This window comes from Pseudomonas sp. NPDC087029 (assembly GCF_044745345.1).
Taxonomy (GTDB): Bacteria; Pseudomonadota; Gammaproteobacteria; order Pseudomonadales; family Pseudomonadaceae; genus Aquipseudomonas; species Aquipseudomonas faucium.
Map to the genome: position 1 here is coordinate 72,479 of NZ_JBIVAB010000008.1, position 14,295 is coordinate 86,773.

Below are 14,295 nucleotides of genomic sequence, written 5' to 3' on the forward strand. Positions count from 1 at the left end.
TTGAAATGATTTATTGACGCTGTGCGTGCATGAACTCAATGAGTGCACGCCAGGAGGGCGGCGCGTAACCTGTAGCCGCTCGGAACCGCGAGGAATCGAGCGAACGGTCGATCACCAGTCTGTCATCGGGCACGATCTCGATGGCCTTCCCATAGACGTCTGCGACCGTTTTGAGCAGTTCATATTTGTTGATCGGCTCGGCAGACACATGGTAAAGCCCTTTCAATGAAGCATCAGGGATAACATGCTCCAGAATCACTCTGGCCAGTTCGGCAGTGGGCAGCCCCGAGAAAATAGCCTTGTTGAACCCCTTGACGCTGCCTTGCTGAGCAAGGAACCAGTCGATCAGCGACGCACTGCTCTGCAATTCATGGCCGATGATGGATGTTCGCAGGGTCACCGCGTTATCACAGTCATGCAACTCGCCGATGTACTTCGACTTACCGTACAGGTCAGTGCAGTCTGACTCATCCTCCTCCCGATACATGCCTTTATCCCCAGCAAACACGCAATCGGTGCTGACATGAATCAGGCGGGCACCGGAGACCCGGCACAAAGTTGCCAGGCGATGCGGGAGCATGGCATTCAAGGGCAATGCTGTCAGAGGGTCTTTGGCATCGGCAAGCTGCTTGATCAAGCCTACGCAGTTGATCACAACATCCGGTCGAACCTTGACGAATGCGGCCATCAGAGCATCGGAATCAAGAACATCCACACCTGGCAGCAGAAAGTCGGCCTGCTGCCGGGGAAAGAACTTGCGTCCGGAATCTGAGCGCAAGGTGCCATAAACCTGATGGGTGGAGTTGGCTGAGATATACCGGATTACGGCATTGCCCAGCATGCCCGTTGCGCCCAATACCAATATCTTCATTACTGTGCTTTGTCCTGTTGAATCCGTTGTTCGAACTTCTGTACCAGCGCCTCGCATTGGGCGCGCAGTTCAAAATGTTTCAAAAAGTAGCTTCTTCCGTGGTCACCCATCTGCTCACGCTGGGCGGCAGGCAGGCCTTGAATTGACTCTATGCATGCGGCCAGCCCAGCGCCGTCTTCAGCTGCACAGGTCACGCCAGCGCCTGAATCGTTGATCACCCGAGCACCCTCCCCATCCAGCGAACCGATAATCGGCCGTCCAGCAGCCAGGTATGCCTGTACCTTGCTGGGGATCGTACAACCAAAAATCTCGTCTCGCTTCAGTGTCACCAGCAACGCGGCACTGCGATCGAATAGTTCGGCCATTGCAGAGCGAGGAAAAGCACCTGTGATCACCAGGTTATCCAGGCCCAACCTGTGTTTTTCCTCCGACAACCATTGCGCTCTGCTGCCCGTGCCGACCATTACAATCCTCACAGGCGAACTTGCCGCTTTCAGCAACCGTGCCGCTTCGACGACGGTACCTAAACCCTGGGCATTCCCCAAGTTACCGGCAAACACCACACAAAAATGATCCTGCAACAGGCTCGTGAGCGTACCAGGCAGTGCCCCCACCTCCGGGACATCATCCTGGAGATAGGAGTTGGGGTAGTAGCTGATCTTGTCAGCACGCGCATAACGACTGACAGGTTCGATAAAGGCCCGAGATTGCACGAGAATAGCATCGACAGCCCAGTAGAGGCCACGAACAAGCACACCAACGAGGCGCAGTAGCAGCTTGTTGCGAATGAAACCGGTCGCCTCGAGGCTCTCCGGCCACAGATCCTGCACCCACAGGAAAACCGGCGCACGGTACAGCCGTTTCATGGCCAACGCTGGAATCACGGAAAGGATCGGTGAAGGTGCAAAGACGAAATAGATATCAAATTTGCCACGCCTGGCCTGTTTGCTGAAGTAGCGGGTACCGTTGAAAACAAACGACCAGTAATTGAGAATGAGATTCTTTGCACCTCCCTGCTTACGTGGACGAAGCGGCGCGCGATGAACAGTGACATTGTCACCAAAGCGTTCCTCTACACACCCCTCTGCCTGATAGCCTGAAAAAATCTCGCCACTTGGGTAGTTGGGCTTGCCGGTGAACACCTCAACGTGATGGCCTAACGCCGCCAACTCCTTAACTATATCGTTAATAATGAAGTTTTCTGGAAAGAAATACTGGCTCACAACAGCAACTTTCAAGGAGGTTCGCGTCACGCGGGCATTTCCTTCTGGCTTGGCGTCATCTGCCAGAGTAGGGACACAACCCTCCCTTCAATGGCAGAGGCTCGCCCGGATGCATAGCTCGGCGCACAATGAAAAGCAACATGCCAACCAGAAAGTAAAACAAATATCCGCCAAATCAATAACTTGTAGACAGAAAAGACTAGCTGCATTTGCATCCGGATCCTGCCCCTAACTTGTCGCATACTTTTATAGTTATCCAAAAATCGCCATCCTTTGGCTTCCCCCCAATGCCGGATCGACCTGATTCAGGTCGCCCCCCCTGACTTTGCCCAGCTCATATGACAGTGACCTGTGCACAGACCTTGCTAGGCTGCGCTGAAAACAGCCCCGATTGCTCATTCACTACCCGTAAACTCCGCTTCCTCGGCTGCTTTCGCGTTGCCCGACCTTCGCCTCAAGACGTTTCAAACAGACCCCGAAGGCCTGTTTTAAGTCCCCGGCCGTCATAGGTAGTTCCTTTGTGGCGCGCAAAAAACACGACCACTTATCGGTTTAGCGAAAAATACAGCTGCTTGGCGCCCAGCATATCCATGATTGTGCATCGCAGCCAGATGCCCAAATTAAATTATGCGTGGTCGCTGTACCAAGTACGCAGGACGAGGGCGAACGTATCAAACTTAACCAGTCGATTGACACCAGCGCCTCAGCCTGAAGCCCGGGATGAGGATGGCTAATCAGCTTGTCCGCGATCAATTGTTGAGTAGCGCAGGATTGCGTCACTCCCGCCCCGGATCGACGCCGATACCTAACGTGGAGACATTTTCCAGCACCAACGGAAACCGCCTTCTGAAGGCTCGCTTCACAGAAGAGGCCCACGATAACCAGGAGCCAGCAACATTGGAGTTGGGCCGACGTGATCAAGATGAACGTGAGTGACGACAAGCGCCTGGATACCGGAGACCTGCGCGAACTTCGAACCCGGCTATTCAGGCTGCGGTCGATCGGCAGACGGGTGGCTTGGTGGAAATGAAGCTGATGGCACGAACCTCTTACTTCTCGAGTGCCACCATGATGGGAAAGGGCGGGAATCTCCATACTGCTGCGCGCTCGCCAAAGCCGGAAATGAAGTATCTATTACTCCATTTCGATGGGCGCACGCATAGGTGAGACATTCCTACAAAGACGTAGGAATTTTCATCGGCTGCCGCTCAATGCCGCCTGACGTGCAGATGCGCGAATCTTGCGCTTACTACGCTGCACGCCGTAAGCCCCCAACAGCGGCCCTACCGCCAACCCTACAATCAAGGCAGCGAGCACAGGCACGGCCACGGGCAACGCCGGTGCCGACCAGCCGAACAGCACCAGCGACACTGCCTGCTGGTTCTCCAGCACGAAGAACAACACCACAGCCGCCAACAGCAGCACGAACAACGCCGCCAGGGCGCGCTTGAGGTTACGCATCAGACTGCTCCTTCATGGCTCAGAGGTGTTCGTGTTCTTCTTCATTGACCCGGTCGCGCAGCTCTTTGCCCGGCTTGAAATGTGGCACGAACTTGCCTTCGAGCTCGACCGACTGGCCAGTCTTGGGGTTGCGCCCCACGCGCGGCGCGCGATAGTGCAAGGAAAAACTGCCAAAACCACGGATCTCGATACGATCGCCAGTGGCCAGGCATTGCGACATCTGTTCAAGCATGGTCTTGATGGCCAGCTCCACGTCCTTGGACGAGAGCAGCCCTTGATGGGTGACAATACGTTCGATCAGCTCCGACTTCGTCATATTTTTCCCTTCGTTATCAAGCAGCTAGATCATTGCTTAATCAGTTTGTAGCACGCTCGGAGGGTTTTGAACAGGGTGGATCTTGACTTAATAAAAAAATTCAAGAACGCCACCCGAAGAAATAACAGCGGGACCACAGACGGCAAGCCAGCTCCCGCCAGGAGCGGCGCAGGCGCAAGAGAAAATCGGGCATAAAAAAAGGGTGGCCCCAAGGCCACCCTTTTTTACCGATCAAACAGAACTCAGTTCTGCTTGGCCATTGCTTCGCGCAGCAGCGCAGCCATGGTGGTGTCGGCAGCCGCTTCCGGAGCGTTTTTCAGGCTCTGGATGGCTTCACGCTCTTCAGCGTCGTCTTTCGACTTGATCGACAGGCTGATGACGCGCGATTTGCGGTCAACGCTGATGATCTTGGCTTCGATCTCTTCGCCTTCCTTCAGGACGTTACGCGCGTCTTCAACGCGGTCACGGCTGATTTCGGAAGCTTTCAGAGTGGCTTCGATGTCGTCGGCCAGGGTGACGATGGCGCCTTTGGCGTCAACTTCTTTCACGATGCCCTTGACGATAGCGCCCTTGTCGTTGACAGCAACGAAGTTGGAGAACGGATCGTCTTCCAGCTGCTTGATGCCCAGGGAGATGCGCTCGCGCTCTGGGTCAACCGACAGGATGACGGTTTCCAGCTCGTCGCCCTTCTTGAAGCGACGCACGGCTTCTTCGCCGGTTTCGTTCCAGGAGATGTCGGACAGGTGAACCAGGCCGTCGATGCCGCCGTCCAGGCCGATGAAGATACCGAAGTCGGTGATCGACTTGATGGTACCGGTGATCTTGTCACCCTTGTTGAACTGGCCGGAGAAGTCTTCCCATGGGTTGGACTTGCACTGCTTGATGCCCAGGGAGATACGACGACGCTCTTCGTCGATGTCCAGAACCATGACTTCCACTTCGTCGCCAACCTGAACGACTTTCGACGGGTGGATGTTCTTGTTGGTCCAGTCCATTTCGGAAACGTGTACCAGACCTTCAACGCCTTCTTCCAGCTCAGCGAAGCAGCCGTAGTCGGTCAGGTTGGTAACGCGAGCCTGTACGCGAGTACCTTCTGGGTAACGCGAAGTGATAGCTACCCACGGATCTTCGCCCATCTGCTTCAGACCCAGGGAAACGCGGTTGCGCTCACGGTCGAACTTCAGAACGCGAACGTCGACTTCGTCACCAACGTTGACGATTTCCGACGGGTGCTTGATGCGCTTCCAGGCCATGTCGGTGATGTGCAGCAGGCCGTCGATGCCGCCCAGGTCCACGAAGGCGCCGTAGTCGGTGAGGTTCTTGACGATACCTTTGACCTGTTGGCCTTCCTGCAGGGTTTCCAGCAGGGCTTCGCGCTCGGCGCTGTTCTCGGCTTCCAGCACGCTGCGACGGGAAACGACAACGTTGTTGCGCTTCTGGTCCAGCTTGATGACCTTGAACTCCAGCTCTTTGCCTTCCAGGTGGGTGGTGTCGCGCACAGGGCGGACATCAACCAGGGAGCCCGGCAGGAACGCACGGATGCCGTTAACGTCGACAGTGAAGCCGCCCTTAACCTTACCGTTGATAACGCCCTTGACCACTTCTTCGGCGGCGAAAGCTGCTTCCAGAACAATCCAGCACTCGGCGCGCTTGGCTTTTTCACGGGACAGTTTGGTTTCGCCAAAGCCGTCTTCGACCGCGTCCAGCGCAACGTGAACTTCGTCACCGACCTTGATGGTCAGCTCGCCAGCTTCGTTGTAGAACTGCTCGAGCGGGATGACGCCCTCGGACTTCAGGCCAGCGTGTACGGTAACCCAGTCGCCGTCGATGTCGACAACGATACCGGAGATGATCGCGCCCGGCTGAAGATTGAGGGTTTTCAGGCTTTCTTCAAAGAGTTCTGCAAAGCTTTCGCTCATTTTAATTCCTGTAGATTCGGGCGAAACAGACGCCCATAGCCACATTCCAGACAATGTGGGTTTCGTTAAGTAAAGGAAAGCTGGCAGGACGTTGACTGGTGCCCCTGCCGGCTCTCCTGGCGATCAGATCAAGTCGCGCTGGGCGAGCTCGCTTCTGATACGTTGCAACACCTGCTCGATGGACAACTCGGTTGAGTCCAGCTGAATGGCATCGGCCGCTGGCTTGAGCGGGGCCACTGCACGCTGGGTGTCACGCTCATCGCGCGCACGAATCTCATCTAGCAGACTCGACAGACTAACATCTTCACCCTTGCCCTTCAACTGCAGGTAGCGGCGGCGGGCACGCTCCTCGGCGCTGGCGGTCAGGAAAACCTTCAACGGCGCGTCCGGGAACACCACGGTGCCCATGTCGCGGCCATCGGCGATCAGCCCTGGCGCTTCGCGGAAGGCGCGCTGGCGCTGCAGTAGCGCCTCGCGCACCGCCGGCAAGGAGGCAACCATCGATGCGCCGGCACCGACGGTTTCGGTGCGGATGACGTTGCTGACATCTTCGCCTTCGAGAATGATCTGCTGCAGCTTACCCGGCTCGGCGGCGATGAACTGCACATCCAGATGGGCGGCCAAGGCCTTGAGCAGCTCTTCGTTGGTCAGGTCGACGCCATGGTTGGTGGCGTTGAACGCGAGCAGGCGATAGAGCGCGCCGGAGTCCAGCAGCCGCCAGCCCAGCTCGCGGGCCAGCAGGCCTGCGACCGTGCCCTTGCCCGAGCCGCTTGGGCCGTCGATGGTAATGACCGGTGCTTGCGAATTCACGACTTGCCCTCTTCGGCGACGCGGATGCCGACTTCGGCGCACAGCTTGAGGAAGTTCGGGAACGAGGTGGCGACGTTGGCGCAATCGTGGATGCGGATCGGCGCGCTGGCACGCAGCGAAGCGACGCTGAAGGCCATGGCGATACGGTGGTCACCGTGGCCATGCACTTCGCCGCCGCCCATCGGGCCGCCATCGATGATGATGCCGTCCGGGGTCGGCTCGCACTTCACACCCAGGGTGATCAGGCCGTCGGCCATGACCTGGATGCGGTCGGATTCCTTGACCCGCAGCTCTTCGGCGCCACGCAGCACGGTACGCCCTTCAGCGCAGGCCGCGGCCACGAACAGCACCGGGAACTCGTCGATGGCCAGCGGTACCAGCTCTTCAGGAATGTCGATGCCCTTGAGCTTGGCGCCGCGCACGCGCAGGTCTGCCACCGGCTCGCCACCCACTTCACGCTGATTCTCCAGGGTGATGTCACCGCCCATCAGGCGCAGGATGTCGATCACGCCGGTACGGGTCGGGTTGATGCCGACGTGCTCGAGCACCAGCTCGGAGCCTTCGGCGATCGAGGCCGCCACCAGGAAGAAGGCTGCGGAGGAGATGTCTGCCGGCACTTCAATGCGGGTCGCGGTGAGCTTGCCACCGGACTCCAGCGAAGCGACCGGGCCATCGGTTTGCACCGAGTAGCCAAAGCCACGCAGCATGCGTTCGGTGTGGTCACGGGTCGGCGCAGGTTCGGTGACGGTGGTCTTGCCTTCGGCGTACAGGCCGGCCAGCAGCAGGCAGGATTTGACCTGGGCACTGGCCATCGGCAGCGTGTAGGTCAATGCCTTGAGCTTGTGGCCACCGCGAATGGTCAGCGGCGGGCGGCCCTCAGGGCCGGTTTCGACCACCGCGCCCATTTCGCGCAGCGGGTTGGCCACGCGGTTCATCGGGCGCTTGGACAGCGACGCGTCGCCGGTCATGGTCACGTCGAACGACTGCCCGGCCAGCAGGCCCGAGAGCAGGCGCATCGAGGTACCGGAGTTGCCCACGTAAATCGGCCCGGGTGGCGGCTTGAGGCCGTGCAGGCCAACGCCATGGATGGTCACGCGGCCATGGTTCGGGCCTTCGATGACCACTCCCATGTCACGGAACGCCTGCAGGGTCGCCAGGGCGTCCTCACCCTCGAGGAAGCCTTCGACTTCGGTCGTGCCTTCGGCCAGCGAGCCGAGCATGATCGAACGGTGGGAAATCGACTTGTCGCCCGGTACGCGGATTCGCCCCGACAGGCGGCCACCCGGTTGGGCCAGGAAAATCAGATCGTTGGCGTTCATAGCGTCCACATAGGCCCGGCGGGCCAGGATTTTACTGAAATGCTCGCGGGCAACCCGTGCGCGGGTGAATACACCCAGCAGCTGGTGCCCGTCCCCAGCATCGACCGCGTCGCGCAAGGCGTCGAGGTCGCTGCGAAATGTGTCCAAGGTGCGCAGGACCGCCTCGCGGTTGGCGAGGAAGATGTCGTGCCACATGGTCGGATCGCTACCGGCGATTCTCGTGAAATCGCGGAAACCACCCGCAGCGTACCGGAAGATCTCGAGGTTTTCATTGCGCTTGGCCAGCGAATCGACCAGGCCGAAGGCCAGCAGGTGCGGCAAGTGGCTGGTCGCGGCCAGCACCTCGTCGTGGCGCTCCACCGGCATGTGTTCGACATCGGCGCCCAGCGCGCGCCACAGGCGATCGACCAAAGCCAGGGCGGCCGGGTCGGTTTCGGCCAGCGGCGTGAGAATGACTTTGTGACGACGGAACAGGGTAGCGTTGGAGGCTTCCACCCCGCTCTGCTCGGAACCGGCGATCGGGTGGCCGGGCACGAAGCGTGGCAGGCTCTGGCCGAACACTTCGCGGGCGGCGCGCACCACGTTGCCCTTGGCACTGCCGACGTCGGTGATCACGGCATTGCCAAGCTCGAGCCGAGCCAGGCGGGCCAGGAGCTTTTCCATGGCCAGGATCGGCACCGCCAACTGGATGACATCGGCGCCGACACAGGCGCTGGCGAGGTCTTCCTCGCAGCGATCGACCACGCCCAGGGCCACGGCCTGCTTGCGCGAGGCGGCATCCAGATCGACACCGACCACTTCGCGGCACAGGCCGCTTTCACGCAGCCCCTTGGCGAAGGAGCCGCCGATCAGGCCAAGGCCGACCACGACCAGGCGATTGATGAGCGGTGCGGGTTTGGTTGTTACTGCATTTACCACGAGTGCGAACCCTGTTCAGAAATCAGGACAGTCTGTGTGGCCACTAGGGCTGCGTCGCAACCCATCGCCGGCAAGCCGGCTCCCACAGGTATTGTGTGGGAGCCGGCTTGCCGGCGATGGGCCGCAAAGCGGCCCCTGCAGCCTTGAATCAAAGCACTGCCTTCGGATACGACCCCAGCACCTTCAGCGCCACAGCCTCCTGGCTGATCTGCTCCAGCACCGCCTTGATCAGCGGGTCGCGGTGATGGCCGACGAAGTCGATGAAGAACACGTAGGTCCATTTGCCGCTGCGCGACGGGCGGGTCTCGATGCGGGTCAGGTCGATCCCGTTCTCGTGGAACGGCACCAGCAGCTCATGCAGGGCGCCCGGCTTGTTACTCATCGACACGATGATCGAGGTCTTGTCGTCACCGGTCGGTGGCACTTCCTGGCTACCGATCATCAAGAAGCGCGTGGAGTTGTCCGGGCGGTCTTCGATCTTCTCGGCCAGGCGGGTCAGGCCATACAGGTTGGCCGCCATGTCACCGGCGATCGCCGCCGAATTCCACTCGCCCTTGACGCGCTTGGCCGCCTCGGCATTGCTCGACACCGCCACCCGCTCGACGTTCGGGTAGTGCGCGTCCAGCCACTTGCGGCACTGGGCCAGGGACTGGGCGTGCGAATAGATGCGGGTGATGCTGTCGGTCTTGGTGTTCTCGCCCACCAGCAGGTGATGGTGGATGCGCAGCTCGACTTCGCCGCAGATCACCATGTCGTGCTCGAGGAAGCTGTCCAGGGTGTGGCTGACCGCGCCTTCGGTGGAGTTCTCCACCGGCACCACGCCGAAGTTGACGGCGCCTGCCGCCACTTCGCGGAACACTTCGTCGATGGCCGCCATCGGCCGGCTGACCACGGCATGGCCGAAATGCTTCATCGCCGCGGCCTGGGTGAAGGTACCTTCAGGGCCGAGGTAGGCGATCTTCAGGGGCTCTTCCAGGGCCAGGCAGGACGACATGATTTCGCGGAACAGCCGCGCCATCTCTTCGTTGTCCAACGGGCCTTTGTTGCGCTCCATGACGCGCTTGAGCACAGCGGCTTCACGCTCGGGGCGGTAGAACACCGGCTTTTCGCCTTCAGCCAGCGTAGCGGTCTTGACCTTGGCCACTTCCTGGGCGCAACGGGCGCGCTCGCTGATCAGCTCGAGAATCTTCTCGTCGAGGCTGTCGATGCGCACACGCAGCGCCTTCAACTCCTGATCGGACATCAGCCGTGCTCCTTCTCGAATTCGGCCATGTAGGCCACCAGCGCCTCTACCGCTTCCAGGCCCAGGGCGTTGTAGATCGAGGCGCGCATTCCACCGACCGAGCGGTGGCCCTTGAGGTTGAGCAGGCCGCGGGCGTCGGCACCGGCCAGGAAGGCTTTGTCCAGGCGCTCGTCAGCCAGGCGGAACGGCACGTTCATCCACGAACGGGCGTTGTGGCTGATCGGGTTGGTGTAGAACTCGCTGGCATCGATGAAGCCATACAGGCGGTCTTTCTTGGCGCGGTTGCGCTGCTCCATGGCCTCGACGCCGCCCTGCTCCTTGAGCCACTCGAACACCAGGCCAGAGAGGTACCAGGAATAGGTTGCCGGGGTGTTGTACATGGAGCCGTTGTCGGCCGAGACCTTGTAGTCGAGCATGGTCGGGCAGCTGCTGCGGGCGCGGCCCAGCAGGTCTTCGCGCACGATCACCACCACCAGGCCGCTCGGGCCGATGTTCTTCTGCGCGCCGGCGTAGATCAGGCCGTACTGGGACACATCGATCGGGCGCGAGAGGATGTCGGACGACATGTCGACCACCAGCGGCACGTCACCAGTCTCGGGCACCCAGTCGAACTGCAGGCCGCCGATGGTTTCGTTGGACGCATAATGAACGTAAGCGGCGTTCTGGGTCAGCTTCCACTCGTTCTGGCCAGGGATGGCCAGGTAATCGTAGGGCTTGGCACTGGCGGCGACGTTGACGTTGCCGAAGCGGCGCGCTTCCTCGATGGCTTTTTTCGACCAGATACCGGTTTCGATATAGTCGGCGGTGCCATCTTCGGGCAGCAGGTTCAGCGGGATTTCGGCGAACTGCTGGCTGGCGCCACCCTGCAGGAACAGCACCTTGTAGTTCGAGGGGATGGACAGCAGGTCGCGCAGGTCCTGCTCGGCCTTCTCGGCGATGGCCACGTAATCGTCGCTGCGATGGCTCATCTCCATCACCGACAAGCCCTTGCCGCGCCAGTCCAGCATTTCGGCCTGGGCACGCTGCAGGACAGCTTCAGGAAGCGCGGCAGGGCCTGCGCAGAAGTTAAAGGCTCGTTTGCTCACATCCACTCTCGCTCTGCCAAATAGAACAAAATCGTAATTCGATGCCGACCAGTTGCCACTGTGTCGCTTGCCTGGGGCCTGCCTTGCAGGCCATCGCCGGCAAGCCGGCTCCTACAGGGATCGCGCAAGATTCATGGCCTGCGCTGCACCTGTGGGAGCCGGCTTGCCGGCGATGGGCTGCAAAGCGGCCCCATTGACGTCTCTAATCAGTCAAACGGGGCGACCTTGGTCGCCCCGCTCGGGTTGTTGCGCTTGCTTACTCTTGCGGTGCCTCTTCGGCGCCGGCATTGTCACCGTCCGCCGCATCGGCCTCGACGCCTTCCGCGTCCGCCTCGACCAGTTCGTCGAGCTCGTCCTCCGAAGGCTCCTGGATACGCTCCAGGCCAACCAGCGTTTCGTCAGCCGCCAGCTTGATCAGCGTCACACCCTGGGTGTTGCGGCTCAGGCTGGACACTTCACCGACCCGTGTGCGCACCAACGTGCCCTGGTCGGAGATCAGCATGATCTCTTCGCCTTCCTGCACCTGGATGGCGCCGATCAGCAGCCCGTTGCGCCCCTTGGTGCCCATGGCGATCACGCCCTGGCCACCACGCCCGCGACGCGGGAACTTCGACAGCGGCGTGCGCTTGCCGAAACCGCGCTCGGAGGCGGTGAGGATCTGCGCGCCGGACTCCGGAATCAGCATCGAGATGATCTGCTGCCCCTTGCCCAGCTTCATGCCACGCACGCCGCGGGCGGTACGGCCCATTTCGCGGACCACGCTTTCGGCGAAGCGGATCACCTTGCCGGCGTCGGAGAACATCATGACTTCCTTGGCACCATCGGTGATGGCCGCGGCAATCAGGGTGTCGCCTTCTTTCAGCTTCAGGGCGATCAGGCCGTTGGAGCGCGGACGGGCGAACTGCACCAGCGGGGTCTTCTTGACGGTACCGGAAGCGGTGGCCATGAAGATGTAGGCGCCGGTAGGCTCGGCCACCCACTCAGGGGTGTCGCCGTCTTCTTCGTCGATTTCCTCGACTTCGACCACTTCACCTTCGATCACGCCCTCGTCGCCGTCCTCCAGCTCTTCGTCCGGATCGGCGCTCTGCTGCAAGGCCTCGAGGTCGATCTGCAGCATGGCGGTGATGCGCTCACCCTCTTCCAGCGGCAGCAGGTTGACCAGCGGGCGGCCACGCGCGGCGCGGGAAGCCTCGGGGATTTCGTAGGTCTTCTTCCAGTACACCTTGCCCTTGCTGGAGAACAGCAGCAGGGTGGCGTGGCTGTTGGCGACCAGCAGGTGCTCGATGTAGTCCTCGTCCTTCACCCCGGTCGCCGACTTGCCCTTGCCGCCACGGCGCTGGGCCTGGTAGGCGGACAGCGGCTGGGTCTTGGCATAGCCACCGTGGGAGATGGTCACCACGCGCTCTTCTTCCGGGATCATGTCGCCGTAGTTGAGGTCGTGGCTGGCGTTGAGGATTTCGGTGCGGCGCGCATCGCCGTATTCGGCGCGGATCGCTTCGAGTTCTTCGCGGATCACTTCCATCAAGCGCTCGGCGCTGCTGAGGATGCGGATCAGCTCGCCGATCTGCTCCAGGATCTCCTGGTACTCGGCCAGTAGCTTCTCGTGCTCGAGGCCGGTCAGGCGGTGCAGACGCAGGTCGAGGATCGCCTGGGCCTGTTCCGGCGACAGGTAATACTTGCCATCGCGCAGGCCGAACTGCTCGGGCAGGTCTTCCGGGCGGCAGGAATCGGCGCCGGCGCGCTCGACCATGACCTGCACGGCACTGGATTCCCAGGCAGTGGAAATCAACGCTTCCTTGGCTTCCGACGGCGTCGGCGAAGCCTTGATCAGGGCGATGACCGGGTCGATGTTGGACAGCGCAACCGCCTGGCCTTCAAGGATATGGCCACGTTCGCGGGCCTTGCGCAGCTCGAACACGGTACGGCGGGTCACCACTTCACGGCGGTGACGGACGAACGCTTCGAGCAGATCCTTGAGGTTGAGCAGGCGCGGGCGACCATCGATCAGGGCCACCACGTTGATGCCGAACACGCTCTGCAACTGGGTCTGCTGGTAGAGGTTGTTGAGCACCACCTCCGGCACCTCGCCGCGGCGCAGCTCGATGACGATGCGCATACCGTCCTTGTCGGACTCGTCGCGCAGCTCGGTGATGCCTTCGATCTTCTTCTCTTTGACCAGCTCGGCAATCTTCTCGATCAGGCGCGCCTTGTTCAGCTGGTACGGCAGCTCAGTGACGACGATCTGCTGGCGGCCACCGACCTTGTCGATGTCTTCGACTTCCGAGCGCGCACGCATGTAGATGCGGCCACGGCCGGTGCGGTACGCCTCGATGATGCCCTGGCGGCCGTTGATGATGCCGGCAGTCGGGAAGTCCGGGCCCGGGATGAACTGCATCAGCTCATCGATGGTGACGTCCGGGTTGTCGATCAGCGCCAGGCAGCCGTCGATGACCTCGCCGAGGTTGTGCGGCGGGATGTTGGTCGCCATGCCCACGGCGATACCGCTGGAACCGTTGACCAGCAGGTTGGGAATACGGGTCGGCATGACCGCCGGGATCTGCTCGGTGCCATCGTAGTTGGGCACCCAGTCGACGGTTTCCTTGTGCAGGTCGGCCAGCAGCTCGTGGGCCAGCTTGGCCATGCGCACTTCGGTGTATCGCATGGCCGCGGCGTTGTCGCCGTCGACCGAACCGAAGTTGCCCTGGCCGTCGACCAGCAGGTAGCGCAGCGAGAACGGCTGGGCCATACGCACGATGGTGTCGTAGACCGCAGTGTCGCCGTGCGGGTGGTACTTACCGATCACGTCACCGACCACACGGGCGGATTTCTTGTACGGCTTGTTCCAGTCGTTGCCCAGTTCGCTCATCGCATAGAGAACGCGACGATGCACGGGCTTCAAGCCGTCACGCGCATCGGGCAGCGCTCGCCCGACAATCACGCTCATCGCGTAGTCGAGGTAAGACTGTCTCAGTTCGTCTTCGATATTGACCGGGAGGATTTCTTTGGCCAGTTCGCCCATGAGAAGCCTGATTCCTTTTTCTGGTGAAACTTCGTAGCTCCATCAAGGGCCGAACGAAGCTCGCCGCCGCAGCGCTTAGGGGTGCGACGACTTACGACAAATCAATGAGTT

At 60.8% G+C, this 14,295-nt stretch carries 10 protein-coding genes and 1 pseudogene; all 11 read right to left on the reverse strand.

Annotated elements, in window-relative coordinates; translation table 11 throughout:
- Positions 1–10: 10 nt before the first annotated feature.
- The 11 genes and pseudogenes from ACIPG5_RS14995 to gyrA all read right to left on the reverse strand — a co-directional run bounded on the left by ACIPG5_RS14995 (position 11) and on the right by gyrA (position 14,184).
- The gene (locus ACIPG5_RS14995; protein WP_401376024.1) at positions 11–871 is read right to left on the reverse strand and encodes a dTDP-4-dehydrorhamnose reductase family protein; all 861 of its coding nucleotides are present in this window, start codon (positions 869–871) and stop codon (positions 11–13) included.
- Positions 871–2,124 carry a glycosyltransferase family 4 protein gene (locus tag ACIPG5_RS15000; protein WP_236193680.1) on the reverse strand — a complete coding sequence of 418 codons (1,254 nt, stop codon included), beginning with the start codon at positions 2,122–2,124 and terminating at the stop codon, positions 871–873. Before ACIPG5_RS15000 ends, ACIPG5_RS14995 begins: the two co-directional genes overlap by 1 nt.
- Positions 2,125–2,876: 752 nt before the next feature.
- A pseudogene (locus ACIPG5_RS15005) lies at positions 2,877–3,189 on the reverse strand (MBL fold metallo-hydrolase); the annotation flags it as partial.
- Between the two features lie 99 nt (positions 3,190–3,288).
- Positions 3,289–3,555, reverse strand: coding sequence for a LapA family protein (locus tag ACIPG5_RS15010; protein ID WP_176514211.1), 267 nt, complete (start codon positions 3,553–3,555; stop codon positions 3,289–3,291).
- A 19-nt stretch (positions 3,556–3,574) separates the two neighbouring features.
- Positions 3,575–3,871 carry an integration host factor subunit beta gene (gene ihfB, locus ACIPG5_RS15015; protein ID WP_167058638.1) on the reverse strand — a complete coding sequence of 99 codons (297 nt, stop codon included), beginning with the start codon at positions 3,869–3,871 and terminating at the stop codon, positions 3,575–3,577.
- A gap of 242 nt (positions 3,872–4,113) precedes the next feature.
- Complete coding sequence (gene rpsA / locus ACIPG5_RS15020) at positions 4,114–5,790, reverse strand: 30S ribosomal protein S1 (RefSeq protein WP_008095150.1); 1,677 nt, start codon at positions 5,788–5,790, stop codon at positions 4,114–4,116.
- Positions 5,791–5,913: 123 nt separating this feature from the next.
- Complete coding sequence (cmk, locus tag ACIPG5_RS15025) at positions 5,914–6,600, reverse strand: (d)CMP kinase (RefSeq protein WP_176514213.1); 687 nt, start codon at positions 6,598–6,600, stop codon at positions 5,914–5,916.
- Positions 6,597–8,837, reverse strand: coding sequence for a bifunctional prephenate dehydrogenase/3-phosphoshikimate 1-carboxyvinyltransferase (locus ACIPG5_RS15030; RefSeq protein WP_314614818.1), 2,241 nt, complete (start codon positions 8,835–8,837; stop codon positions 6,597–6,599). Before ACIPG5_RS15030 ends, cmk begins: the two co-directional genes overlap by 4 nt.
- A gap of 148 nt (positions 8,838–8,985) precedes the next feature.
- Positions 8,986–10,080 (reverse strand): prephenate dehydratase, encoded by a 1,095-nt coding sequence (gene pheA / locus ACIPG5_RS15035; RefSeq protein ID WP_011532773.1) that lies wholly within the window; start codon positions 10,078–10,080, stop codon positions 8,986–8,988.
- Entirely contained in the window at positions 10,080–11,165 is a 1,086-nt protein-coding gene (gene serC / locus ACIPG5_RS15040) for a 3-phosphoserine/phosphohydroxythreonine transaminase (RefSeq protein WP_176514218.1), read from the reverse strand. Before serC ends, pheA begins: the two co-directional genes overlap by 1 nt.
- Before the next feature lie 256 nt (positions 11,166–11,421).
- The gene (gene gyrA, locus ACIPG5_RS15045; protein WP_176514220.1) at positions 11,422–14,184 is read right to left on the reverse strand and encodes a DNA gyrase subunit A; all 2,763 of its coding nucleotides are present in this window, start codon (positions 14,182–14,184) and stop codon (positions 11,422–11,424) included.
- Positions 14,185–14,295 lie beyond the last annotated feature (111 nt).